A 23,602-nucleotide genomic window follows, 5' to 3' on the forward strand; every position below is an offset into this window, starting at 1 on the left:
TGACTGTGTAGCGCAGGGGTCGGCCAGGGTGGCCGCTCAGGGACGGGAGGACGATGAGCGTCGCCGTGGGATCGGACGAGGGGCTGGCGGTCGCCACCCGGGGGTTGCGCAAGACCTTCCGCACGCTGCGGGGCACGCGCGTGGCGGTGCACGGGCTGGACCTGGACGTGCCCGCGGGGGGCGTGCACGGATTCCTCGGGCCCAACGGCTCGGGCAAGACCACGACCATCCGGATGCTGCTGGGGCTGACGCCGGCCGACAGCGGCACCATGCACATCTTCGGCACCCGGGTCCCGCAGCGGCTGCCCTCGGTGGTCGACCGGGTCGGGGCGATCGTGGAGACGCCGAAGTTCTTCCCCACCTTCAGCGGCGAGCGCAACCTGCGCCTGCTGGCCGACGCGATCGGCACGCCCCGCGCACGGGTGGGCGAGGTCCTGGACAGCGTCGGGCTGGGCGGTCGCGGCCACGACCGCTTCCGCTCCTACAGCCTGGGTATGAAGCAGCGCCTCGCCATCGCGGCCACCCTCCTGAAGTCCCCCGACCTGCTCATCTTCGACGAGCCCACCAACGGCCTGGACCCCGCGGGCATCTCCGAGATCCGGCAGACGATGCGCCGGCTGGGCGACGAGGGACGCACCGTGCTGGTCAGCAGCCACATCCTCTCCGAGATCGAGCAGATCGCCGACACCGTCTCGATCATCGGCCGCGGCCGGGTGCTCGCGCAGGGCTCGGTGGCCGGGCTGATCGGCGGCGGGGGCGAGACCGTCGAGGTCGGCGTGCGCCACCCCGGGGCGGCGGTGCGCATCCTGCGCGAGGCCGGCTTCAGCGCGGAGTGGATGGCCCGGCCGACCGGGCACGACGCCGCCGACGGGCTGCGCGGCTACGACACCTCCGAGGAGAGCGGGCTGCTCACCGTGACCGGCGCCGAGCCGGCCGAGATCAGCCGCGTCCTGGGCGAGCAGGGGCTGTGGGTGGACCGGCTCCTGCCCAGCCGCCGCGGCCTGGAGCAGATCTTCCTCGAGCTGACCGCCGGCGAGGGGCTGGACCCGGCGCCGGGCTCTGCCGCCGACCCGTCCGCCACGCCGTCCCCGGAGGAGTCCGCATGACCCGCCTGCTGCGCGTCGAGCTCGGCCGCCTCGTGGCCCGCAAGGTCGTCTGGGTCACGCTCCTCGCCGCGGTGGCGATCGTCCTGGTCACCCTGTTCGGCGTCTTCACCCAGGCCCGGCAGATCGACCACGCGCGGTCCGGCGCGGACGCCTCCTACCAGCAGATGGTGGAGGACAACGAGCGCATGATCGAGGAGTGCAAGCTGGAGGAGGCCCAGGAGCGCCGGCGCTCGGGCGACCCGTCCGTCGACTTCTCCTGCGAGCAGATGCGTCCACCCTCGATCGAGGACATGTACGGGCAGATGCCCGCCCTCACCGACCAGTACCGCATGCTCCTGACCGGACTGGTCTACCCCTTTGCCTTCCTGGCCCTGGCGATGGGGTCGACGGCGGTGGCGGCCGAGTTCTCGCACCGCACGATGGGCACGCTGCTGACCTTCGAGCCGCGGCGCACCCGGGTCTTCGTGGCCAAGGTCGTCGCACCGGCGCTCGCGGCGGTGCCGATGACCGTGGTCGGCATGGTGCTCGTCCTGCTCGGGGTGCCGGCCGTCTTCCGCTGGTTCCACCTCGACGACGGGGTGCCGGCCGACGACTGGCGCTTCCTGCTGTGGATGGCGCTGCGCGTGGTGGTGGTCGCGGCCCTCGCCGGTGCCTTCGGCGCGGCCGCGGCCTTCCTCGTCAAGCACAGCGGGGTGGTGATCGGGGTGCTCGTGGGCTACCTGGTGCTGGCCGAGGGCTTCATCGGCAACATGTTCTTCTCGGTGCAGCGGTTCCTGCTCGGCCGCAACATCGACGCGTTCGTCAACGACGGGGCGCAGTGGGAGTCGTGGGACAACTGCACCGGCTTCTCGGAGTGCGTGCCGGTGAAGCACAGCATCACCGGCACGCACGGCGCGGTCGAGCTCGCGGTGCTGCTCGCCGCGGTCGCTCTGCTCGCCTGGGCACGTTTCCGGACCGCGGACGTCGACTGAGAGCCGGACGGATAGGCTGACGGTGTGCTGGCCCGCGCGCCGCGGGCTTCGTCGCCGAAGCTAGGAGCACCTGTGACCATCGCACCGGAAGGCCGCCGCCTGCTGCGCGTGGAGGCCCGCAACGCAGAGACGCCGATCGAGCGCAAGCCCGGCTGGATCCGGACCACCGCCAAGATGGGTCCGGAATACCAGGAGCTGCACTCCATGGTCCGCAAGGGAGGGCTGCACACGGTCTGCCAGGAGGCCGGCTGTCCCAACATCTTCGAGTGCTGGGAGGACCGCGAGGCGACCTTCCTCATCGGCGGCGACATCTGCACCCGGCGCTGCGACTTCTGCGACATCGCCACCGGCCGGCCCACCGCGCTGGACCGGGACGAGCCGCGCAAGGTGGCCGAGTCGATCCGCACGATGGAGCTGCGCTACGCGACCATCACCGGCGTCGCCCGCGACGACCAGCCCGACGGGGCGGCCTGGCTCTACGCCGAGGTCATCCGCACGGTGCACGAGCTCAACCCGAACACCGGCGTGGAGATCCTCCCGCCCGACTTCGGTGCGGTGCCCGAGCTGGTCCAGCAGGTCTTCGACGCCCGGCCCGAGGTCTTCGCGCACAACCTGGAGACGGTGCCGCGCATCTTCAAGAAGATCCGGCCCGCGTTCACCTACGACAAGTCGCTGCAGGTGCTGTCGATGGCCCGCGCGGACGAGCTGGTCACCAAGTCCAACCTCATCCTGGGCATGGGCGAGCGCGAGGAGGAGATCGAGCAGGCGCTGCACGACCTGCACGACGCGGGCTGCGACATCCTGACGATCACCCAGTACCTGCGCCCCTCCAAGCTGCACCACCCGATCGACAGGTGGGTCAAGCCCGAGGAGTTCCTGCACTGGTCCGACCTGGCCGAGCAGATCGGGTTCAAGGGCGTGATGGCCGGGCCGCTGGTGCGCAGCTCCTACCGGGCCGGCAAGCTCTACGCCTCGGCGATGCGCCGGTGGGGCCGCGAGGTCCCCGAGCACCTCTCGCACCTGCGCGAGCAGCTCGAGGCCGACGTGCCCGCGCGCCAGGAGGCCGCCTCGCTCGTGGCCAGGGGGCTCGTCGGCGACCCGCGCCAGGAGATCGGCACGCTCGGTCGCGCCGGCTGCTGAGCGGCGGCCGGGACCACCCGCGCCACCACGTATCCTGATGTCCATGTCCAGCAGCAGGAGCACCGCCGCCGAGCCGGCCAAGAAGGGCCTCTTCGGCCGACGACGGAAGGCCAAGGACCCCAACAAGGGTCCGGGCCGCGTCGCCCAGATGCGCCAGGTCTTCACGATGACCCGCAAGGCCGACCCCGCGTCGGTCTGGTGGATGCTGCTGGCCGCCCTCGCCGTGCTCGTCGTGGCGGTGCTCGTCGGCATCTGGATCGACCAGGTCGTCTACATGCTGATCATCGGCCTGCCGCTGGCGATCCTGGCCGCGGTGATCATCCTGGGCCGGCGCGCCGAGCGTGCTGCGTTCGCCCAGATCGAGGGACAGCCCGGTGCCGCCTCGGCCGTCCTCGGCCAGCTGCGCCGCGGCTGGTTCTACGAGCAGGAGCCGGTGGCCGCCGAGGCCGGCGGCCAGATGCGCGGCATGCGCGACCTGCACAACGCCGCGATGGTCTTCCGCGCCGTCGGCAGGCCCGGCGTCGTCCTCATCGCCGAGGGCCCCCGCGGCTCGGCTCAGCGCCTGGCCACCGCCGAGCGCAAGCGCGTCACCCGCGTCGTCGGCGAGGAGGTGCCGGTGCACACCATCACGATCGGCAAGGGCGAGGAGGACACCACGCTGCGCAAGGTCGTCCCCACGATGAAGAAGCTGCCCAAGAAGCTGTCCAACGACGAGGCCCTCGTCGTCCAGCAGCGGCTCAAGGCCCTGGCCGGCAAGAACCGCCCGCCGATCCCCAAGGGCATCGACCCCACCCGCGCGCCGCGGATGAGCCGCAAGGCGCTGCGCGGCCGCTGAGGGGCTCCGCAGGCGGCACCCCATACCTCGCTCCGGGGGCGATGTCGCGGATCGTCGACGCGCGGGACCACGGACATCGGCGCTCCGCGACAACGCCGGGCGCCTGCTGCGGCCTCAGTCCTCGTCGTCCCCGACCGACACCAGCCCCGTCCGGTAGGCGAGCACCGCGACCTGCACCCGGTCGCGCAGGTCGAGCTTGGTCAGCAGCCGGGAGACGTAGGTCTTCACCGTCGCCTCGGACAGGTAGAGACGCGAGCCGATCTCCACGTTGGACAGCCCCCGGGCGATCAGCCGGGCGACCTCGGTCTCCCGCTCGGTCAGCCCGACGGGCAGGGCGGGCGCACCAGCCAGCGGCCGCGAGGTGAAGCGCTCCAGCAGCCGGCTGATCAGGGCGGGCGCGAGCATCGTCTCCCCTCGCGCCACCACCCGCACGGCGTGGACGAGGTCCTCGGGGGCCACGTCCTTGAGGAGGAAGCCGGAGGCACCGGCGCGGACGGCCTCGTAGACGTACTCGTCCAGGTCGAAGGTGGTCAGCACCAGCACCCGCGGGCGCTCCCCCGCCAGCGCCATCACGCGCCGGGTGGCCTCCACACCGTCCAGGCGCGGCATCCGGACGTCCATGAGCACCACGTCCGGTCGCAGCCGGCGCACCAGCTCCACCGCCTCCACGCCGTCGCCCGCCTCCCCGACCACCTCCAGTCCGCCACGCTCCAGAATCAGCCGGAAGCCGACGCGGACCAGCTCCTGGTCGTCGACCAGCAGCACCCGGAGAGGGGCGGGCCGCGGCTCGTGCGGGGGCGACGTCATACCTGCTCCAGGGGAAGGACCGCGCGGACGGTGAAGCCCGACTCGGTCGGCTCGGAGGTGACGGTGCCGCCGTAGAGCGCGACGCGCTCGCGCATGCCGACCAGGCCGTGCCCGGGCGGCTCCTCCGAGGGCAGCGCCGGCCCCTCGTCCCTGATCTGCACCTCCAGCGCGTCGCCGCCCACGTCCACGACCACCTCGGCGCGGGTCGCGGCGGAGTGCAGCCGGACGTTGGTCAGCGCCTCCTGCACGACCCGGTATGCCGTCAGCTCCACCCCGCGCGGCAGCCGGCGGCCCTCGCCCCTCGTCGTCAGCGACACCTCCAGCCCCGACTCTCCCGAGGAGGCGACCAGGTCCGGGAGGGCGGCGATCCCGGGCTGCGGGGCGAAGTCCACCTCGGCGTCCGGGGCGCGCAGCATGCCCACGAGCCGGCGCATCTCGGCCAGCGCGGAGGACCCCGTGGTGCGGATGGTGCCCAGCGCCCGGCGGGCGAACTCGGGGTCCTCCTCGACCACCTGCTCGGCGGCCCCGGCCTGCACGACGATCATCCCTACCGAGTGCGCCACGATGTCGTGCAGCTCGCGGGCGATCCTGGCCCGCTCCTCGGCCACCGCGACCATGGCTCGCTGCCGGGCCGAGACCCTCGCCTCCTGCGCCCGCACCGCCTCCCGGACGGCGCGGTCCTCGGCAAGCCGCAACGAGTGCCCCGTGAGGAAGCTGAGGATCACGCCGGCCCAGTGGAAGATGAGCTCGCTCGGCTCCTGCAGCAGCGGGATGTAGAGGTCGGCGGTGCTGACGAAGAGGATCCCGGCCAGCGGCGCGACCCAGCGCAGCCGGCCCTGCCCGTGGCGCGCCAGCGAGTAGACCAGCACCATGACGGGCACGAGCTGCCCGAAGAAGAGGACCTGCATCTGGCCGCCCTGCGCGATCCCGAGCACCGGCCACACCAGCAGGGAGGCCAGCGCCAGCCATGGCCGCGCTCGGCGTTGGGTCATCAGGGCGGCGAAGGCGACGATGCCCACGGTGCTGACGACCGCCGAGCCCTCCCCCATGACGGACTCGAGCGGCAACCAGACCTCGACCAGGCCCAGGACGGCGAGCAGCGCGGCGAGGGCCAGGTCGAGCGCCCACCGCGCCCGCGTCATCGTCGTCACGAGGTCAATCTAGGGGTGGCGACCCTCTCCTGTCCTCATCCTGGAGTTGACCGCCGTGCCCTCTTCCGGGTATGGAGCACGCGCCTGCTCGACCATGGGGTCGGGACCCGCGGGCGACCCGGCGCGACCAGCGGTCTGCCTAACGTCGGGGTCAGCCGACCGCACGGGCCGGCCAGGACCAGGCAAGGAGCCTTCCCATGACCACCGCCCTGCTCGCCCGCGCCACCGTCGCAGGATCCCTCGCCCTCGCCGCCGTGCTCGCGGCCGTCAGCGTCCTGCTCATGCCGGACTTCTCCGGCGGCCACGCCGACCGGCTCGCCGCCATCGCGGCCGCTCCCGGGACGGCCACGGTCTCGGCGCTCGGATTCACTCTCTCCCAGCTCTTCCTCGCCGGCGGGGTCGTGGGCCTGGCGCACCTGCTGGCCGACCGGACACCGGTGCTCGCCTGGACCGGCGCGGTGCTCGTCGTGCTCGGCTGCTTCGGCCACGCCGTCTACGGCGGCGTCAGCGCCACCATGCTGTCGATGGCGCAGGACCTCTCCGCGGTCGACGTGCACGCCGGGGTGCTGGCCCGCACCGAGCAGGGCGCCGGCCTGCCGTTCATGGCGGCGGGACTGCTCGGGACCGTCCTCGGCCTGCTCGTGCTGGCCGTGTCGCTCTGGCGCGGCCACGTCGGCCCGCGCTGGGTCGGGCCGGCGATCGTCCTCTGGGTGGTGGTGGAGTTCGTCGGCAGCGGCTTCTCGCAGTGGACGGGCTATGCGGGCGGGCTGCTCTACGTCGCGGTGTTCGTCGCGCTCGCGGTCGAGGTGTGGCGCTCCGCCCCGGAGCACTGGCGCACCGCTGCTCGCGCAACCTCGGTGGAGCGCCCGACGGTCTCCGCCTGACCTGGCAAGCACGACCCGCCACCCGGCCGCCCACTCACGTACGGTTCCTGTAGAGAACGACGGATGCATCCCGAGTTCTCGACAAGGACCGTACGTGAGTCGCGCGGGGAGCCCGGTCCCAGCGTCAGCGCATGAAGAAGTCGCCGCTGACCGCCAGGTCGGCCACCTCATACGCCTGCGTGAGCAGCTCCAGGCCGTCGACCCCGTAGGTGATCGCACCGTCGGAGTCCACGCCCGAGCCCGACTGCGCGCCGAGCAGGTTGCGCCCCATGACGCGGTCGGCATACTCGTCCGGGGGCACGCCCATCAGGAAGGCCAGGGTCGGCAGGATGTCGACCTGCCCGCCGGGGTTGTCCACCTCGAAGCCGTCCATGCCGGGCACGTGCACGATCAGCGGCAGCCGCTTGTCGTTGTCCGGCACCAGCGGCGGCGCCTCGTCGGGGAAGTACTTGTGGATCCCCTCGTGGTCGCCGAAGAAGACGAACGCCGACCGGTCCAGCCGGCCCTGCTCCTCCAGCGCGCGGTAGAACTCCCCGAAGGCGGCGTCGGTGTAGTGCAGGCTCTGCAGGTAGCCGGCGCCGTGGTTGGTCTCCGTCAGCTCCAGCCCCTGCAGCTCCGGCGGCATGTCCCACGGCGTGTGCGAGGTGAGCGTCGAGAGGTACATCAGCGACGGCCCGTCGGCGGCGTGCTCCTCGAGCTCCAGCAGCGCCTGGTGGAACAGGGCGGAGTCGGCCGTGCCCATCCCGATCTGGGTGGTGTCGGCGAAGTCCTCCTCGGAGACGTACTCGTCCCAGCCCAGCCGCGGGTAGACCTCGTCGCGGTTCCAGAAGCTGGCCACGTCCCCGTGCAGCACCTGCGTGTGCCAGCCGTGGTCCCCGGCCAGCCGCGGCAGCGAGGCGTAGCCCCGGTTCTCCGGGAAGCGCATGAACGCCGCGCCCGCCTGCACCGGGTAGGCCGAGGCGTGCACGAGCAGCTCGGCGTCGGCGGTGTTGCCGTCGCGGGTCTGCTGCACGACGTCGGTGAAGCGGATGCTCTCCTCGAGCAGTCCGTCCAGCACCGGCGTCACCTCCTGGCCCTCCACCTCCAGCCCGACCACCACGTCCTCGAGCGACTCGACCTGGACGACGAAGACGTCCTTGCCGGCCAGCGCCCCGAACAGGTCGGCGTGCTCCGGCGCGGGGTCCTGGTATGCCGCGTTGCCGGCGAACCAGTCCTCCACCCGCCGCCGCTCGGCCGGGTCGAGCACCCGGTTGGTGTCGACCAGCTCGGCGTACGCCTCGTGCACGTGCGAGCCCAGCGGGGAGAGGGAGACGATCCGGGCAGCCGGGTCGGAGGTCATGGTCAGCACCTGCACCGCGAACAGCGCCGTGCCCACGACCGCGACGGTCAGGGCCCGCCACACGCGCACCCGCACCGGCGCGCTCCGCCGGGCGAGCACCCCGCGCAGCGCGAGCACGAGGACGAGCACGACGTCGGCGTAGAAGAGGGCGTCGACCGGCCGCAGCATCGCCACGACCGAGGCGCCCAGCCCGTCGAGCGGGGCGTCGGCACCGATCATGGTCACGCTGAGCAGCCGGCCGAAGGCGCGGACGTTGACGAGGTCGGCCAGCAGCACGCTCGACAGCACCGCCGCCACGCCCACCAGGTATGCCGTGCGCCGGGCTCCGTGCAGCACCAGCCCGGGCGCGAGCAGCAGGAGGCTGAGCGGGACGGCGGCCGGGGCCGCGAGCAGGACGCTCCAGCCGGGGCCGACGACGGCCTCGGCGAGGACCGTGGCCTTGACCACCAGCCCGACCAGCAGGATCGCGAAGGTGCGGTCGACGGGCGCGCGGAGCAGCGCCCCGGCGCGCTCGCGCGCGCGCCCCCGAGCGACGGCCCGTTGCAGCACGCCGGTCAGCGTCCGCGCACGACGACGGTACGGGCAGCGCGGTCGTGCAGGCCGCGGCCGTGGGAGTCCATGATCAGCGCCGGCACGAACAGGCACAGCAGCACCGCGCGCACCAGCGAGCGGCCGATGGTCGGTGGCGTCCCGGCCGCGACGGAGGCGGCGTGGACGTCGACGACCCGGACGCCGAGGAGCCGGTGGCCCACGGTCGTGCCCAGCGTGCCGACGAGCACGGTGTTCTCGACGAGCAGCAGGAGGAGGGGGTAGAAGGCCTCGGTCCCGCCGACCTGGCCCCACTGCATACCGAAGAGGGCGGTGGCGATGAGCTGGCACAGGATCCAGTCGACGAGCAGCGCGAGGAGACGCCGGCCGAAGGGCGCGACGGATCCCACGCCCGTCTCGGGCAGCTCCAGGGGACGCCCCTGCTGCGTCGGAATCGTCACCCCGCAAGGGTAACGACTGTCGAAACAGTCCGGAAACACTCGGGTCACGGCGGTGAAACGGCAGGGCGGTACTGTCGTGCCCAGCCAGCGACCGGGATGCCAGGAGGCAGCATGTTCAGCAACGCCGAGGAGGTCCTCGCCTTCATCAAGGACGAGGACGTGAAGTTCATCGACATCAGGTTCTGCGACCTGCCGGGTGTCATGCAGCACTTCAACGTGCCGGCGGCGACCTTCGACGAGGACGCCTTCCACACCGGCCAGATGTTCGACGGTTCCTCCATCCGGGGCTTCAAGTCGATCCACGAGTCGGACATGAAGCTCATCCCCGACCCGCACACCGCCTACCTGGACCCGTACCGGACGCAGAAGACGCTCATCATGAACTTCTCGATCGTCGACCCGTTCACCGACGAGCCCTACGAGCGCGACCCGCGGCAGATCGCCCGACGGGCCGAGGAGCACCTGCGCTCCACCGGGATCGCCGACACCGCGTTCTTCGGCGCCGAGGCCGAGTTCTACGTCTTCGACGACATCCGTTTCGAGTCGGCGCCGCAGGGCAGCTACTACCACATCGACTCCATCGAGGCGGCGTGGAACACCGGTCGCGCCGAGGAGGGCGGCAACCGCGGCTACAAGACCCGTTACAAGGGCGGCTACTTCCCCGTGCCCCCGGTGGACCACTTCGCCGACATCCGCGACTCGATGTGCCTGGACATGGCCTCCGTGGGGCTGATCGTCGAGCGCTCCCACCACGAGGTCGGCACCGCGGGGCAGCAGGAGATCAACTACCGGTTCAACACCCTGCTGCACTCCGGCGACGACATGATGAAGTTCAAGTACGTCATCAAGAACAACGCCTGGGGCCACGGCAAGACGGCGACCTTCATGCCCAAGCCGCTGTTCGGCGACAACGGATCGGGGATGCACACCCACCAGAGCCTGTGGAAGGACGGCGAGCCGCTGTTCTACGACGAGAACGGCTACGGGGGCCTGTCCGACGTGGCGCGCTGGTACATCGGCGGCCTGCTCTCCCACGGCCCCTCGCTGCTGGCGTTCACCAACCCCTCGATGAACTCCTACCACCGCCTGGTGCCGGGCTACGAGGCGCCGATCAACCTGGTCTACTCGGCCCGGAACCGCTCGGCCTGCGTGCGCATCCCGATCACCGGCAACAGCCCGAAGGCCAAGCGCATCGAGTACCGCGTGCCGGACCCTTCGGCCAACCCCTACCTCGCCTTCGCCGCCCAGCTGATGGCCGGGCTGGACGGCATCCGCAACCGGATCGAGCCGCCGGAGCCGGTGGACAAGGACCTCTACGAGCTGCCCCCGGAGGAGATGGCCGGCATCGAGCAGCTGCCGACCTCCCTGCCCGCGGTGCTCGTCGCGCTCGAGGAGGACCACGACTACCTCACCGAGGGCGACGTGTTCACCGAGGACCTCATCCAGACCTGGGTCGACTACAAGCGCCAGCACGAGATCGACCCGATCCGCCTGCGCCCGCACCCGCACGAGTTCGAGATGTACTTCGACATCTGATCGAGGGGGGCGGCCGGGAGGGCGTGAGCAGCGCCCTCCCCGTCGTCGTGCGTGGCCTCCACCACCGTTGTGCAGGAATGCCGTGACACGCCGGTACGGCCACGTACCGGCGTGTCACGGCATTTCTGCACGTCTGTTCTTCTCGTCCAGCCGCACCACGCGCACCGACGGCCCGGGCGAAGCGAGCTGCCTCTCCACCACCGTGCGCAGCCGCTTGACGAACCGCCCAGGAGCCCGGTAGAGCGTCCACGGCGTCACCGCCACGACCGTGACCCCCTGCTCGACGAACGCCCCGTCCTTCTCCACCGTCTCCGCCCAGCGGTCGCTCCCCCGGTCGTCATGTCCCTGGTGGTACTGCCGGGAGTGCACCTGGATGGCGACGCCGGCGTCCTCGAAGTAGCCGTCAGGAAGGCCGACGACCCGGGCCGGTTGTGCCCCTCTCCCGCCGTCGAGGGTCTCCAGCCGGCAGTTGGTGATCAGCGGCGGGAACCCACCAGCCCCCTCGACCACCTCCCGGAGCACTCCCTCGGGCCGGGACCATGCACCCTGGACGAAGGCGCCCAGGCCCTTCCACACGGGCCCCACCCTGGCGCGCGGCCGCTGCCAGAGCTCGCGCTCCAGCTCCTCGGCCGTGGCCAGCCCCCGCTGCAGGACGCTGATCGTCAGGTGCTCCAGGTCCGGGGCCGCGTGCCGCTCGTAGACGGCTGCGTCGGCGACCGCGCGTGCTGCTCTCGCCACCCCGACCGGCCCGCGCCTGATCGCGAGGTCCGGCGTCCGGGAGGAGCGGACGACTTGCACCAGACCGTACTGCTTGGCCCTCGACCCGTCCGGGACGACGAACGTCGTCATCCGTGTCTGGCGCGGCTGGAGTCCCAGCTCGGCCAGGGCGACGGCGCCGGTCAGGATGGACTTCCTGCCCGCCCACAGCGCCATGGCCACCAGCCGGGTCGGGGCGTCCACCGGTCCTCGGTGCGGCACCACCACACGCGGCATCGGCTCCTGCCAACGGCCCGACCGTGAGCGGCGCAGCAGCGTGAGGGTCCAGCCGCGCTCCAGCAGCTGGCCCACCGTCGCCATGCCCCGTTGGCCCGGGATGGAGGGAAAGGCTGGGGCTGGTCGGGTTCCGGGTGACATGCTCTCACGGTCCCCTCCGGGCGGACCAGGAGCACCACCCCGGACAGCTGTTGTGGACAGGGGGCCAGCGCGCTCGCTCCTGTGGAGGACCGCCGTGCAGGAATGCCGTGACACGCCGGTACGGCCACGTACCGGCGTGTCACGAGTGCGGTGGGCGGGGTCGCGCACGCTCGCACAGCGCACCCGCCACCGGCCTCAGTAGCGCAGCACCGCCCCGACCGTCGCGTCCTCCGGCAGCCCCTCCACCATCCGGACCGCCCCGCCGTTGCGCAGGGTCGCCCGTGCCGCGGCGTCAGCGAGCGCGCACACGTCGCCGTCGTCGTCGGCGGGCAGCAGGACCACCCGCCCGTCGTGGGCCTGGCCGTAGCAGCCCTCGGGAGCCAGCAGCAGCGTGTCGACCCGGCCCTCGCGGGCCGCGGTCAGCGTCTCGTGCGGGTCGACCACGCCGTTGCCGTGCCCGCGCTGCTCGTTGAGCCGGTCCAGCAGCCGGGACTTCTCCTCGGCCAGCCGCTGCGAGACCAGGTCCCAGGCCGCGCCGCGCAGGTCGTCGGCGCTCATGTCGTCGGGGTTGCGCTCGACCGCGCCGTCGACCAGGTGCGGATAGCCGTTGAGCTCGCGGTAGACCGCGACCCACTCGGGCAGCCCGGCGAGGATCAGCGGGATCGAGCGTCCCGCCAGGTGCTCCTCGACGCCGCGGCTCACCTCGCGGAAGAACTCGACCACGTCCTCCTTGTGCAGGTTGTCCATCCCGCCGGGGCCGTGGAAGACGGCCTGGCCGGCCCGCCCGGTTGTGCTCGGCCGCGGGACGGAGTCGGGCTGGCGGCCGTCGTCGTACAGCTCCCCGAACGCCTCCGGCACTCCGGGCAGGTCCAGCTCCCCGATCCGGGTGCGGCTGCCGCGCAGCACGCGCACGGCCTTCTGGCTCAGCGCCAGGACGACGTAGTTCTGGTCGCTCAGCAGCGGCAGCACCGGGCTGAGGATGAATCCCCCGCCGTAGGCCGCCAGCTCGGGCACCTCCAGCGGCACCCGGTAGGAGGCCGACCAGCCCGGGCGCAGGAACATCGCCAGGCCGTCGCCCATGTGGCTCCACGCCATCGCGTCCCCGTGCAGCTCCCACGCCGGCGCGAGCAGGTCCTCGACCTCGCGGCGCTCACCGCCCTGCTCCACGAGCGCGTCCTGGACGGTGGTCAGCAGGTTCTTCCAGCGCAGGCGGTCCTCGTCGCTCTCCCGCGCGGTCGCCACCCGGTGCGTGGGGGCGAACAGCGACAGCTTGGTCGCTCCGCTCTCGCCCACCAGCTCCTCGAACTCGGCCCGGGTCATCAGGTCCATCAGGTCCTCCTGTCGGTCGCGTGCTGCGAGCCTACGCTGTCCTTCGCCGCGCTGCCCAGGGGTATGCGGACGCTCTCCGGAGGCTTGGTGGTCAGCGCGGCAGAGTGCCCTCGAGGGCCTGCCGCAGGCGCGCGGCATACTCCTCGGCCTCGCCGCCGGCGTACTTCGTCCGCGGCCAGAAGAACCCGCGCAGCCCGTCGCCCTTGGTGCGGGGCACGACGTGCACGTGCAGGTGCGGCACGGACTGGCTGACCACGTTGTTCATCGCCACGAAGCTGCCCTGCGCCCCGAGCGCCTCCTGCACCGCCCGCGCCACCGCGCGCGCCGAGGTGAACAGCGGCACCACGAGCTCGTCGGGCAGGTCGGTCAGCGTGGGTATGTGGTCGCGCGGCACCACCAGGACGTGCCCCTTGAACACGGGCCGGGTGTCGAGGAAGCCGACGACCTGCGGCGTCCGGAGCACGATCTCGGCCGACGCCTCCCCTGCGACGATGCGGCAGAACGCGCAGGGAGCAGCAGGCATGCGACCAGCATGGCAGGCGCGCCGACGGTCCCCCAGGGGAGGCGGGGTGGTGGGCGGGCCTAGTCGAGCACGAGGGTGCCGGGCTCTGCGAGCAGGACCTGGCTCGAGGTGACGTTGGCGAGCTCTTCCTCCGCCAAGTCTTCGGTCACCACATGAGTACTGAGGCCGCACGTCGCACTGAACAGCCCGTCAAGGACGAACTTTCGTGCACTTCCGTCCTTCAGCACAGGTGGGTGCTGCTTGAAGTTGGGATCCTTCCAGCCCCCGGAGTCAAGGTCAGCCCAATCCCAGTTCCAGTTTGACGGACCAGCGGTCCCGCCCCCGTAGGCGCGCTCTGCGCCGACCAACCCATAGGCCTGCAGGGTGGCCCTGAACGGCAGGGCGTCCACCTTTCCTTGCGTCAGTATCGCCTTGACCCTGACACTGCTGTGGGGATCCACCTTCACCTGGACGCTGCTCTTGTAGGTCGTCTGCTCGGAGTGGGAGCTTTGCACGCCCCCGCTGAGACTGATCTCCACAGAGGTCGTGGCTTCGGCTTGTCCGATGATCGGAACACCCGCCTGGAACTTCGCTGAGGCTGCCAGCTTCAAGCCAGCTGACACGTTCCACCCAAAGGTGTCGGTGACCGACTTGTTGTACTCCACGTTCGTGGTGACGGTCGCCGAGCTCGGATTTCTGATGATGTTATCGGAGAGTACGACAGGTTGTGAGATGACATTTTCCGACAGCCCTGGATAATCGATGGCCAACAATCTCAGCAAGACCTTCGAGGTGTCGAACCCGCGGCAGGTGTGATTGACGACAGTCCAGTACGTCTGCCCCTTGTCCGTGAACTTCTCGTACTGGGACTCCAGCGCGCTCCGCAGCCTTTGGTTCACGTCGATGTCACTCATGTCGGACCCCTTCGAGCGTGTTGAGCCCCAGCCCCACTCCCGAAAGACATCGGATGGCAGCGGCTCGGATGCGTCACTGTACTCTTCTCGACCGGACCTGTGTGCTTCCCAGGACCGCCCTCGGTCCTGCTTCGGCGGACATGGCCCGGCGCACGATCGCCGGACCTGCTCAGCCCACCCCGAGCTGGTCCAGCATGAACGCGATCTCGAACGCCGTCTCGTGCCACGCGTCGTAGCGCCCGGTCTTGCCGCCGTGCCCGGCGACCATCTCGGTCTTGAGCAGCACCGGCCGCTCGACGGGGTCGCTGGTCACGGTCTCGCGCAGCCGCGCCACCCACTTGGCCGGCTCGACGAAGAAGACGCGGGTGTCGTTCAGGCCGGTGGTGGCCAGGATCGCGGGGTAGTCCACCGCGCGGATGTTCTCGTAGGGCGTGTAGCCGCGCATGAGCTCGTAGATCTGCGCGGACTCCACCGGGTTGCCCCACTCCTCCCACTCGCCGACGGTCAGCGGCAGCGAGGGGTCGAGGATCGTGGTCAGCGCGTCGACGAAGGGCACGCCGGCGTGCACGACGCGGAAGCGCTCCGGGGCCAGGTTGAGCACCGCACCCATGAGCAGACCGCCGGCCGAGCGGCCCTCGGCGGCCAGCCGGTCCGGCGCGACCCACCCCGACTGCACGAGGTGGTCTGCGCAGGCGAGGAAGTCGGTGAAGGTGTTGCGCTTGTGCTCAAGCCGCCCCTGCTCGTACCAGCCGCGGCCCATCTCGCCGCCCCCGCGCACGTGCGCGATGGCGTAGACGACCCCACGGTCCAGGTAGGACAGCCGGGAGACGGAGAAGTAGGGGTCGATCGAGATCTCGTAGGAGCCGTAGCCGTAGAGCAGGCCCGGGTTGGTCCCGTCGGGGGCCAGGTCCTTGCGGGCGACGAGGGAGATCGGCACCTGCGTGCCGTCCTCGGCGGTCGCCCAGAGCCGGTGCTGCTGGTAGTCGGCAGGGTCGAAGCCGCCGAGCACCGGCTGGCGCTTGACCAGGTCGAGGTCGCCGCTGACCAGGTCCAGGTCGTAGATGCTGCGCGGCGTCACCAGCGACTCGACGACGACCTGCAGCGTGTCGGTGTCGTAGGTCGGGTTGGCGCCGGTCTCGATGGAGTAGACCTCCTCCTCCACCGGCACCTGGTAGCCGCTGCCGACCGGGAGCCCGGCCGAGCTCAACGGCAGGATCTGCACCTGCGTCAGCCCGTCCCGCCGCAGCGAGAGCGCCAGGTGCCCGGAGAACGCGTCCACCCCGCTGACCCGCACGCCGTCCTCCCCCGGCACGACCGTGCGCCAGTCCTCGGCGCTCGTGCTCCCCTGCGGGGCGACGGCCAGCTCGAAGTCGCGGTGCGCGCGGTTGTGCACGATCCACAGCCGGTTGCCGGCGGGCTCCACCTCATACTCGACGCCCTCCTCGCGAGGCGCCACGACCCGGAACTCCCCCAGCGGGTCCTCGGCCGACAGCAGCCTGAACTCGGAGGTGTTCTTGCTGCCCAGCCCGATGACGACGTGCCGGTCGTCGCGGGAGGTGCCCACGCCCATCCAGAAGCGCTCGTCGTCCTCCTGGTAGACCAGCACGTCCGTGTGCGCGTCGGTGCCGACCTCGTGCCGCCACACCTGGTGGGGTCGCCACGCGTCGTCCACGCGCGTGTAGAAGATGTAGGCGGTGTCCGCCGACCACGCGGTGCCGTAGCCGATGCCGGTCACCGCGTCGTCGACGATCTCCCCGGTCGTCAGGTCCTTGATCCGCAGGTCGAAGCGCTCGTCGCCGGTCGCGTCCACGGCATACGCGAGCCGGTCCCCCGAGGCGCTGACGTCGAAGGCGCCCAACGAGAAGAACTCCAGCCCCTCGGCCTCGGCGTTGCCGTCCAGCAGCACCTGCTCGCCCTCCGGAGCCCGCCCCGGGTCCAGCTCGGGCCGCTCGCCGTCCCCGACCGCGATCCGGCCGTGCACCGCATACTGCTGCCCCTCGACGGTGCGCGAGTAGTACCACCAGTCGCGGTGCCGCACCGGCACGGACAGGTCGGTCTCCTGGGTGCGCCCCTTGATCTCGCCGAAGACCGCCGAGCGCAGCCCCTCCAGGTGCGCGGTCATCTCCTCGGTGTAGGCGTTCTCCGCCTCGAGGTGGGCGACGACCTCCGCGTCCTCCTTGTCGCGCAGCCACTCGTAGGAGTCGGTCACGTCCTCCCCGTGGTGGGAGCGGACGGTGTCCCGGCGCGCGGCGACGGGCGGTGTCGGTCGGGTGGTCTCGGCAGTCACCCGGCCAACGCTACCTGTGAGTCACCATGACCGAGGTATGCGGTACCGCTCCTGTGACAGGTGGGCCGCACGTGGCGCACCTGGTCGCCGTGCGCCACCTCAGTGACCCTCGCCGAGCTGACCGGTCAGCAGCTCGTGGCGGGCGGCCGAGGACCAGTTGAGGCCGACGATCTCGACCTCCTTGCCCAGCCGGGCGTACTTGGTCTGCACCGCGTCGAGCGCCGCGACGGTCGAGGCGTCCCAGACGTGGCTGTCGGACAGGTCGATGACGACGCGCGCGGGGTCGCCGGCGTAGTCGAACTGGTAGACGAGGTCGTTGCTGGTCGCGAAGAACAGCTCGCCGGACACCTTGTAGGTGCGCACGTCCACCTGGCCGTCGCCGTCGACGTCGTCCTCCACGACCCGGTCGACGCTGGCGAAGCGGGCCACCCGCCGGGCGAAGAGGATCATCGCCGCGTTGACGCCGACGATCACCCCGTAGGCGAGGTTGTTGGTCAGCACGGTCACGAGCACGGTGAGCGCCATGACGATGTTCTCGCTGTGCGGCATCCGGCGCAGGGTCGAGGGCCGCACGCTGTGCCAGTCGAAGGTCGCGGCAGAGACCATGATCATCACGGCGACCAGCGCCGCCATCGGGATCATCCCGACGGTCGGGCCGGCGCCGACGACCAGCGCGAGCAGGAACACCCCGGCCAGGAAGGTCGAGATCCGGGTGCGGGCGCCGGAGACCTTGACGTTGATCATCGTCTGGCCGATCATCGCGCAGCCGCCCATCCCGCCGAGGAGGCCGGAGAGCATGTTGGCCACGCCCTGCCCCCAGCTCTCCCGGGTCTTGTCCGAGTGCGTGTCGGTGATGCCGTCCACGAGCTTGGCGGTCATCAGCGACTCGAGCAGCCCGACGAGGGCCATCGCCAGCGCGTAGGGGCCGATGATCTGCAGCGTCTCCAGCGTCAGCGGCACGTCCGGCACGATCAGCTCGGGCAGCGAGGTCGGCAGCTCGCCCTGGTCGGAGACGTCCGGCAGCGTCCAGCCGGTGACCCAGACCAGCGCCGTGATGACCACGATCGCGACCAGCGGCGCCGGGACGACGGTCGTCAGCCGCGGCAGCCCCACCATGATCGCCAGGCCGAGCGCGACCATCGGGTAGACCAGCCACGGCACCCCCAGCAGGTGCGGCAGCTGCGCGACGAAGATGAGGATGGCCAGCGCGTTGACGAAGCCGACCATGACCATCCGCGGGATGAACCGCATCAGCCTGGCCACGCCGAGCACGGCCAGGACGATCTGCAGCACGCCGGCCAGGATCACCGTGGCCAGGAAGTAGTCCATCCCGTGCTCGCGCGCGACCGGCGCGATGACCAGCGCGACAGCACCGGTCGCGGCGGAGATCATCGCGGGGCGGCCGCCGACGAAGGCGATCGTGACGGCCATGACGAAGCTGGAGAACAGCCCGACCCGCGGGTCGACTCCGGCGATGATCGAGAACGAGATCGCCTCGGGGATCAGCGCGAGCGCGACGACCAGGCCGCCGAGGACCTCGGTCTTGAGCCGGCGCGGGTTGCGCAGCGCCGCCCGGGTGGAAGTCTCCCGCTCCCCGGCCTCCGGCACGACGGGGGTATGCGGCTCGTCCGGCAGCTGCGTGGTGGTGGGGGTCGCGTCGGGCATGGCTGTCCTAGGGAGGCGCTGGGGCGGGAGGCGTCGGGGCGGCGGCGCACGAACGGACCAGCGTACGCGAGATCGGTCGTGCGGCCCTACGCCTTCTCGGTCTGCCGGCCGGCCGCGGTGCCGTCGTCGGGGACCAGCCGCAGCCTGGGCCGCGGCCGGGGGGCCCTGGCCGTGAGCGCGTCGTCCCCGGTCCAGTCCTCGGCGAGGCTCACCAGGGTCCCGGTGCGCGCGTTGATCAGCTCCCGGTCCCCCTCGCTCGGCGGGTACGACGGCAGCGTCGCCTCCGCGCCCGGCCCGGCCAGCTGGTCGTAGGGCGTGCCGCCCGAGGTGGTGTCCCGGTAGTTCGCCAGGAACGGGGCCAGCCATCCGGACAGGCCTGCGGTGGCCGTGCGGAAGCGGACCCAGCGGTGGTTGTCCCAGCCCCAGGCCGGCACCTGGCCGGGTCGGTCCCCCGCGAAGGCGTCGACCAGCTTGACCGCGCCGAGCCGCCCGCGCTCCGCGAGCTCGGTGACCACCTGCTCGGGCATCGACAGGTTCATGCCGCCCTCGGAGGCGTCGTGCTGCACGGTGACGATGCGGTCGCGGTAGCCGGGCAGCACCAGCTGGGCGGCGTCCACCCACTCGCGCGCGGTGCTGACCAGGCGCATGCCGAAGGCCGCCCAGGCGCCTGCGCCCTGGGTGGGCATGGCGTACCAGTCCGTCTGGAGGCCGGCCCCGTTGCGGGTCGGCAGGTAGCTGTTCCTGCTCTGGTCCGGGTCCTTCTCCCGGCCGGGCGGGAAGGGGCCGAGGTTGAAGGCGAAGGTCGGCCGCTTGGGCAGCGGGGTGTCGAAGAAGTGGACGGGCAGGTTGGCGCACAGGCCGCCGTCGGTGAACCAGACGTCGGTGAAGGCCGGGGCGGCCACCGCGTCGAGGGCCTCCTCGACGGTGCCTTCAGGGTGCTCGCGGTGCCACGTCGCGCCGGCGTCCTTGGCGTCGCGGTTGGCCGGCTGTCCGTAGTCGACGGCGGCCAGCGGCACGGCGCAGATGAGCGCCGGGAAGCTCAGCGACATCCGGGTCGCCACCACCACGGGCAGGTCGGCCGCTGCGGGCCACGGGCGCAGCCCGGCCCGGTCCGCCTGGGCGCGCAGCAGCCGGGTGCCGAAGACGGCGGCCGGCCCACCCTCCGGAGCAGGCGGGTGGACCATCATCCAGTCGACCACGTCGTCGGGGAAGAGCCGGCGGAACCTGGCCGGGGAGAAGAAGAACTCCCGGCTCTCCCAGGGCATGGCCGTCGGCTGGCCGGCGGCGAGGTTGGTGGTCATCATCCGCAGCGTGATCCCGGCGGCGTCGAGGTCGCCGAAGGTCAGCGGCGGCGCGTCGGGACCGCGCCCGGCCATCGCCTGGATCTGCTCGTGCAGCCAGGGAGTCAGTGCGGCGGCGTCGCCGGAGTCCACCCCCGGCATCCCGGTGCACAGGCCGAAGCCGTCGCCGGCCACGCGCGCCAGCGTGCCCTTGACCCCCAGCAGCAGCGCGAGGGCGACGCCGAGGACCAGGGTGACCAGGCCGCCGACGAGCCCGGCCCACAGCGCGGGGCCGCGGCCGAGCAGGCTGAGGACCACCAGCACGACGCCGGGCAGGGCGCCGACGAGGGCACGGACCGGGTAGCCGCGGAGCAGGGTGGCGACGAGCGCGGCATACAGACCGGTGCCCGACCGGCCGTCGGTGGCGCCGAGGAGGCGGAACAGCGGCGCGCCCGCCGCGGTGGGCTGGAAGAATGTGGCCAGGGTGGAGCGTCCGTCCGGCCCGGTGGCCGCGAGCGCCTGCGGCATCCGGTCGAGCTGCTCGAAGCCGCCGGAGTCCCGGCCCAGCTCGGCGGCGGCCGCGGCCGCCGCGGCGATCGCGCCCGCGGAGGCACCGCCGACGCAGCGCAGCCGGTAGGTGCGGGCCAGCTCGGCGACCGCGCGCGGGTAGACGACCCCGCTGGTGATCCCGCCCTTCATGACGATGTCGCACTCCAGGGTGGGCCTCGCGTGCGGGCCGGCGGTGGCGCTGTCCATGGTCGTTCTCCCTCAGGGTCCGAAGAGCCGGTCGTGGTAGGCGGCGACGACCTGACGAGCCATCGCGCTGTAGGGGGCGTGGTCGTCGACGAGGCGGGCGACGTCGGCGAGCCGGCGTTCGTACTGGTCGAGCAGGGCCGGGTCGTCGGGGTGCCGCGCCACGTTGTCGTGTGCCTCCACGACGGACTCCAGGTGGGCGACGAGCTCGAGCAGCCTGGCACGGCGGGCGGCGACCAGGCCGCGGCGCTGCAGCGCGCAGACCTCGATCGTGACCCGTCCCTTGGTGCTCGCGCGCCCCGACGGGCTGCGCCCGGGCCGCACCCAGCCGTCGTCGACGCTGCCGGTGCCCCAGACGAAGTCCAGGTGCTTCTCCGGGTGGTCGAGGTAGGGGTGCAGCAGCAGCCGCGCCTCCTTGGCCTCCTCGCCCGGGCTCCTCGCGCGCGTGTTCTCCGGGGACAGCGGGAAGGCGTTGGCCTTGCCCGCGGTCGCCGACCCGGTGGGCAGGTCCTGCTTGCGCGGGCTGTTGCAGTCGGTGCACGAGGGCAGCAGGTTGGTCCACACGCTGGCCAGCCAGTAGTAGCCGGGCGGCACCCGCTTGCCGTCGACGACCACCTCCCCCTTGGGCCGGAAGTGCTCGATCGCCACCGGCTGGGTCGCGCCGTAGTAGCTCTCGCAGTACGCGCACTTGCCCCCGAACGCGGCCTCCAGGCCGGCGCGGACGTCGGGCGACTTGTAGGCGCGGTACTTGTCGTACTTCGCGGCACCGTCCCAGCTGGCGTAGAAGGCGGCCGCCTCCTCCCGCTCGGCGAGCGTCCTGGCCGAGGACAGGCTGGCCGGCTCGGGCGGCTGGGCGACGCGCCTCATACCGGAGCCCCTGGCAGGTGCTGGGACCACAGCTCGGCAAGCCGCTGACGCACCTGGTCGCTCGACGGTGCGGCGTCGCCCCGCTCCCGGCGCTCGGCGATGTAGTCGGCGGCCGAGCCGAGGACGAGCCGGTCCCGCTCGGTGGTGCCGAGCTGCTCGAGCTGGTCCAGCCGGACGGTGACCCGCTCCAGCTCGGCGGTCTGCTCGGCGGTGGGCCGGGTGGCCCCCTTGATCCGGTAGTAGGTCTCCCACAGCTCGGCGACCTCGGGGTCGTCGGTGCTGCCTAGCCCGAAGTGCTCGGAGGTCAGCAGCTGGTCGATCCGCATCCCCGTCACCGACGGGAGATCGGTGATCGCCACGACGTCGCCCTCGGTGTTGCGGCGGATGACCACGACCTCGCCGTCCAGGACGCCGCGCAGGCAGAGCGGGTCGTGCGTGGAGATGATGAACTGCACGCGCGGCAGCAGGTCGCGCATGGCCGAGACGACCCGCATCCGCCAGCGCGGGTGCAGGTGCGCCCCGACCTCGTCGATGAGGACGATCCCCTCGGCGAGCGCCGGCTGGCTCCACATCGTCAGGACGCTGCGCAGGATGTCGCAGGACATCACGACCATCGACTGGTAGCCGTCGCTGAGCGCGGGGAGCTCGGAGCGCCCCTTCCCCTGGCGCAGGTGGACCGTGTCCCGGGTGCGGATCAGCTCGTCGTCGGATCCGAGGGCCAGCAGCGAGTGGATGCCCTCGGCCACCTCGGCGAAGGTCTCGTCGTCGAGGGAGAGCAGCCAGGTGGTCGGGTCGGTGAGCGGGACGAACGGGTCGAAGAGGTTGTCGACGCGCACCACCCGGTCGTCCTCGGGCGCACCGCCGTCGCGCGGCAGGATCCGCGTCGCGCCGTAGCCCAGCAGCAGCGCCGGCACCGGCTCGGGACCCTCGAACTCCCGGTCCCCCGCGCCCCATCTCATCTCCAGGGGGTCGGTGCGGCCGGCCAGGTAGACCTGGACCAGGCCCGTGCGTGCCCCGTGGCGCAGGTACTTCCGGGCGTCGATCCCCAGGGCACGCCGCTGGTCGCCGCCCATCAGCGTCAGCGCGACCGCGTGCAGGACCGAGCTCTTGCCCGAGCCGTTCTCCCCGAGCATCACCTGCCACGGGCCGCGCTCGCTGGTCGAGCGGGACAGGTCGATGTCCAGGTCGCGGATCGGGCGGAAGTTCTTGATGACCACGCGCTCCACCCACTGGGTGGTCCCGAAGTAGGTCTCCCGCTGGTGCTCACCCATCGTGGCGGTCAGGTCGTATGCCGCGCGCCCGGGTCCCGCTCCCGCACCGGGTGGCAGGGTCGGTCCGGCCGCGAGGGAGGACTGTGACGATGGCCGCCGGGCCCCCGGCGCGGCGGCGATGTCGCGGATCGTCGACGGGGCGAGCTGGCGGCGGGCGGAGACGAAGGCGGTGACGTCTGGGTCGGCCTTGCCCTTCATGGCCTGGTCCAGCAGCTCCGTGCGCGCGCGCACGAGCGAGTCGCGGTTGAGCCCCAGGACGTCGTGGGTGGTGCGGCCGCGCTCGGTGAACGCCGCCACGGTCCCGTCCGCCTGGTAGCGCAGGTGCTCGTCGGGATCGTCGGCCAGCGGGTCCAGCAGCAGCGGTCGCTCGTCGGCGAGCCCCTCGGGACCGGTGGCCCGCGGGCCGGCCACGGGGAAGCGGCTGCCGCGCAGGCGCACGCAGTCGGGGCAGGCCGGGTAGAGGTTGTCCCAGGCGTAGGTGAGCCACCAGTAGGCGGGCGGGTCGACGTCACCGGACGTGCCGACCGCTCCCCACCTCGGGCGGTGGTGGGTGACCACGACGGGCTCGGGCCCGCCGACCTCCAGCGACTTCTCGCAGTAGACGCAGGTCCGGTGCGTCATCTCCAGCAGCGCGGTCACGACGTCCGGGTGGTCGAGCACCGCGTCGGGCCTCGGTCCGTGCGTGCGCCCGTCCTCCCAGGCCCGGCGCAGCTCGCGCTCCAGCGGGCCCCGCGCCTTCGCGAGGACTGCCGGCTCCGGCGGCCTCGTCAGCCTCATGCGCCACCCCGATCACTCGACCTGTGCCGCCAGTATCCTCGCCGCGGCCCTACCTGGGAAGAGGT

19 protein-coding genes are annotated in these 23,602 nt (G+C 72.0%); 6 read left to right on the plus strand and 13 right to left on the minus strand.

The window, feature by feature from the left end; translation table 11 throughout:
• Positions 1-53: 53 nt before the first annotated feature.
• The 4 genes from DV701_RS05325 (at position 54) to DV701_RS05340 (ending at position 4,052) form a co-directional block, all read left to right on the plus strand.
• A complete protein-coding gene (locus tag DV701_RS05325; protein WP_114927379.1) occupies positions 54-1,106 on the plus strand; it encodes an ABC transporter ATP-binding protein in 1,053 nt (350 codons plus the stop codon).
• A complete protein-coding gene (locus DV701_RS05330; RefSeq protein WP_114927380.1) occupies positions 1,103-2,077 on the plus strand; it encodes an ABC transporter permease subunit in 975 nt (324 codons plus the stop codon). Before DV701_RS05325 ends, DV701_RS05330 begins: the two co-directional genes overlap by 4 nt.
• 72 nt (positions 2,078-2,149) lie before the next feature.
• A complete protein-coding gene (lipA, locus tag DV701_RS05335; protein WP_114927381.1) occupies positions 2,150-3,217 on the plus strand; it encodes a lipoyl synthase in 1,068 nt (355 codons plus the stop codon).
• 43 nt (positions 3,218-3,260) lie between these two features.
• Positions 3,261-4,052 (plus strand): DUF4191 domain-containing protein, encoded by a 792-nt coding sequence (locus tag DV701_RS05340; protein ID WP_114930811.1) that lies wholly within the window; start codon positions 3,261-3,263, stop codon positions 4,050-4,052.
• A 114-nt stretch (positions 4,053-4,166) separates the two neighbouring features.
• Here the strand turns inward: DV701_RS05340 and DV701_RS05345 are convergent, their stop codons facing one another.
• Together DV701_RS05345 and DV701_RS05350 are read right to left on the minus strand one after the other, a co-directional pair.
• A complete protein-coding gene (locus DV701_RS05345; protein ID WP_114927382.1) occupies positions 4,167-4,859 on the minus strand; it encodes a response regulator in 693 nt (230 codons plus the stop codon).
• A complete protein-coding gene (locus tag DV701_RS05350) occupies positions 4,856-6,001 on the minus strand; it encodes a sensor histidine kinase (RefSeq protein WP_228255322.1) in 1,146 nt (381 codons plus the stop codon). The genes DV701_RS05345 and DV701_RS05350 overlap by 4 nt, the downstream gene beginning before the upstream one ends.
• Positions 6,002-6,207: 206 nt before the next feature.
• Here DV701_RS05350 and DV701_RS05355 point away from each other — a divergent pair, with 206 nt between their 5' ends.
• On the plus strand, positions 6,208-6,894 hold the full coding sequence (locus tag DV701_RS05355) for a hypothetical protein (protein WP_114927384.1): 687 nt from the start codon (positions 6,208-6,210) through the stop codon (positions 6,892-6,894).
• 124 nt (positions 6,895-7,018) lie between these two features.
• Here the strand turns inward: DV701_RS05355 and DV701_RS05360 are convergent, their stop codons facing one another.
• Together DV701_RS05360 and DV701_RS05365 are read right to left on the minus strand one after the other, a co-directional pair.
• On the minus strand, positions 7,019-8,782 hold the full coding sequence (locus DV701_RS05360; RefSeq protein ID WP_114927385.1) for an LTA synthase family protein: 1,764 nt from the start codon (positions 8,780-8,782) through the stop codon (positions 7,019-7,021).
• 5 nt (positions 8,783-8,787) lie between these two features.
• Positions 8,788-9,222, minus strand: a complete 435-nt coding sequence (locus tag DV701_RS05365) for an RDD family protein (RefSeq protein ID WP_114927386.1) — start codon at positions 9,220-9,222, stop codon at positions 8,788-8,790.
• Between the two features lie 111 nt (positions 9,223-9,333).
• Here DV701_RS05365 and glnA point away from each other — a divergent pair, with 111 nt between their 5' ends.
• Positions 9,334-10,758, plus strand: coding sequence for a type I glutamate--ammonia ligase (glnA, locus tag DV701_RS05370; RefSeq protein WP_114927387.1), 1,425 nt, complete (start codon positions 9,334-9,336; stop codon positions 10,756-10,758).
• 114 nt (positions 10,759-10,872) lie between these two features.
• Here glnA and DV701_RS05375 read toward each other — a convergent pair whose 3' ends face one another.
• The 9 genes from DV701_RS05375 to DV701_RS05415 form a co-directional block, all read right to left on the minus strand.
• Complete coding sequence (locus DV701_RS05375; RefSeq protein WP_162802823.1) at positions 10,873-11,835, minus strand: hypothetical protein; 963 nt, start codon at positions 11,833-11,835, stop codon at positions 10,873-10,875.
• A gap of 252 nt (positions 11,836-12,087) precedes the next feature.
• Positions 12,088-13,221, minus strand: a complete 1,134-nt coding sequence (locus DV701_RS05380; RefSeq protein ID WP_114927389.1) for a baeRF3 domain-containing protein — start codon at positions 13,219-13,221, stop codon at positions 12,088-12,090.
• A 91-nt stretch (positions 13,222-13,312) separates the two neighbouring features.
• The gene (locus DV701_RS05385; RefSeq protein WP_114927390.1) at positions 13,313-13,744 is read right to left on the minus strand and encodes an HIT family protein; all 432 of its coding nucleotides are present in this window, start codon (positions 13,742-13,744) and stop codon (positions 13,313-13,315) included.
• A gap of 59 nt (positions 13,745-13,803) precedes the next feature.
• On the minus strand, positions 13,804-14,637 hold the full coding sequence (locus DV701_RS05390) for an ETX/MTX2 family pore-forming toxin (protein ID WP_114927391.1): 834 nt from the start codon (positions 14,635-14,637) through the stop codon (positions 13,804-13,806).
• A 169-nt stretch (positions 14,638-14,806) separates the two neighbouring features.
• Entirely contained in the window at positions 14,807-16,924 is a 2,118-nt protein-coding gene (locus DV701_RS05395; RefSeq protein WP_114927392.1) for a S9 family peptidase, read from the minus strand.
• A 99-nt stretch (positions 16,925-17,023) separates the two neighbouring features.
• Complete coding sequence (locus DV701_RS05400) at positions 17,024-18,589, minus strand: SulP family inorganic anion transporter (RefSeq protein ID WP_114927393.1); 1,566 nt, start codon at positions 18,587-18,589, stop codon at positions 17,024-17,026.
• An 86-nt stretch (positions 18,590-18,675) separates the two neighbouring features.
• On the minus strand, positions 18,676-20,625 hold the full coding sequence (locus DV701_RS05405; RefSeq protein WP_114927394.1) for a patatin-like phospholipase family protein: 1,950 nt from the start codon (positions 20,623-20,625) through the stop codon (positions 18,676-18,678).
• Positions 20,626-20,637: 12 nt separating this feature from the next.
• Positions 20,638-21,489 carry an HNH endonuclease family protein gene (locus tag DV701_RS05410; RefSeq protein ID WP_114927395.1) on the minus strand — a complete coding sequence of 284 codons (852 nt, stop codon included), beginning with the start codon at positions 21,487-21,489 and terminating at the stop codon, positions 20,638-20,640.
• On the minus strand, positions 21,486-23,537 hold the full coding sequence (locus tag DV701_RS05415; protein ID WP_114927396.1) for an AAA family ATPase: 2,052 nt from the start codon (positions 23,535-23,537) through the stop codon (positions 21,486-21,488). Before DV701_RS05415 ends, DV701_RS05410 begins: the two co-directional genes overlap by 4 nt.
• Positions 23,538-23,602: the final 65 nt, after the last annotated feature.

The organism is Ornithinimicrobium avium, assembly GCF_003351765.1.
GTDB lineage: Bacteria > Actinomycetota > Actinomycetes > Actinomycetales > Dermatophilaceae > Ornithinicoccus > Ornithinicoccus avius.

Bases quoted from the DNA above. Each gene is read 5' to 3' on its own strand.
- DV701_RS05390 (WP_114927391.1), bottom strand. From the start codon at position 14,637: ATGAGTGACATCGACGTGAACCAAAGGCTGCGGAGCGCGCTGGAGTCC.
- DV701_RS05350 (WP_228255322.1), bottom strand. From the start codon at position 6,001: ATGACGCGGGCGCGGTGGGCGCTCGACCTGGCCCTCGCCGCGCTGCTC.
- DV701_RS05385 (WP_114927390.1), bottom strand. From the start codon at position 13,744: ATGCCTGCTGCTCCCTGCGCGTTCTGCCGCATCGTCGCAGGGGAGGCG.
- DV701_RS05405 (WP_114927394.1), bottom strand. From the start codon at position 20,625: ATGGACAGCGCCACCGCCGGCCCGCACGCGAGGCCCACCCTGGAGTGC.
- DV701_RS05330 (WP_114927380.1), top strand. From the start codon at position 1,103: ATGACCCGCCTGCTGCGCGTCGAGCTCGGCCGCCTCGTGGCCCGCAAG.
- DV701_RS05400 (WP_114927393.1), bottom strand. From the start codon at position 18,589: ATGCCCGACGCGACCCCCACCACCACGCAGCTGCCGGACGAGCCGCAT.
- DV701_RS05375 (WP_162802823.1), bottom strand. From the start codon at position 11,835: ATGGCGACGGTGGGCCAGCTGCTGGAGCGCGGCTGGACCCTCACGCTG.
- DV701_RS05380 (WP_114927389.1), bottom strand. From the start codon at position 13,221: ATGGACCTGATGACCCGGGCCGAGTTCGAGGAGCTGGTGGGCGAGAGC.
- DV701_RS05415 (WP_114927396.1), bottom strand. From the start codon at position 23,537: ATGAGGCTGACGAGGCCGCCGGAGCCGGCAGTCCTCGCGAAGGCGCGG.
- DV701_RS05410 (WP_114927395.1), bottom strand. From the start codon at position 21,489: ATGAGGCGCGTCGCCCAGCCGCCCGAGCCGGCCAGCCTGTCCTCGGCC.
- DV701_RS05345 (WP_114927382.1), bottom strand. From the start codon at position 4,859: ATGACGTCGCCCCCGCACGAGCCGCGGCCCGCCCCTCTCCGGGTGCTG.
- DV701_RS05355 (WP_114927384.1), top strand. From the start codon at position 6,208: ATGACCACCGCCCTGCTCGCCCGCGCCACCGTCGCAGGATCCCTCGCC.
- DV701_RS05325 (WP_114927379.1), top strand. From the start codon at position 54: ATGAGCGTCGCCGTGGGATCGGACGAGGGGCTGGCGGTCGCCACCCGG.
- glnA (WP_114927387.1), top strand. From the start codon at position 9,334: ATGTTCAGCAACGCCGAGGAGGTCCTCGCCTTCATCAAGGACGAGGAC.
- DV701_RS05340 (WP_114930811.1), top strand. From the start codon at position 3,261: ATGTCCAGCAGCAGGAGCACCGCCGCCGAGCCGGCCAAGAAGGGCCTC.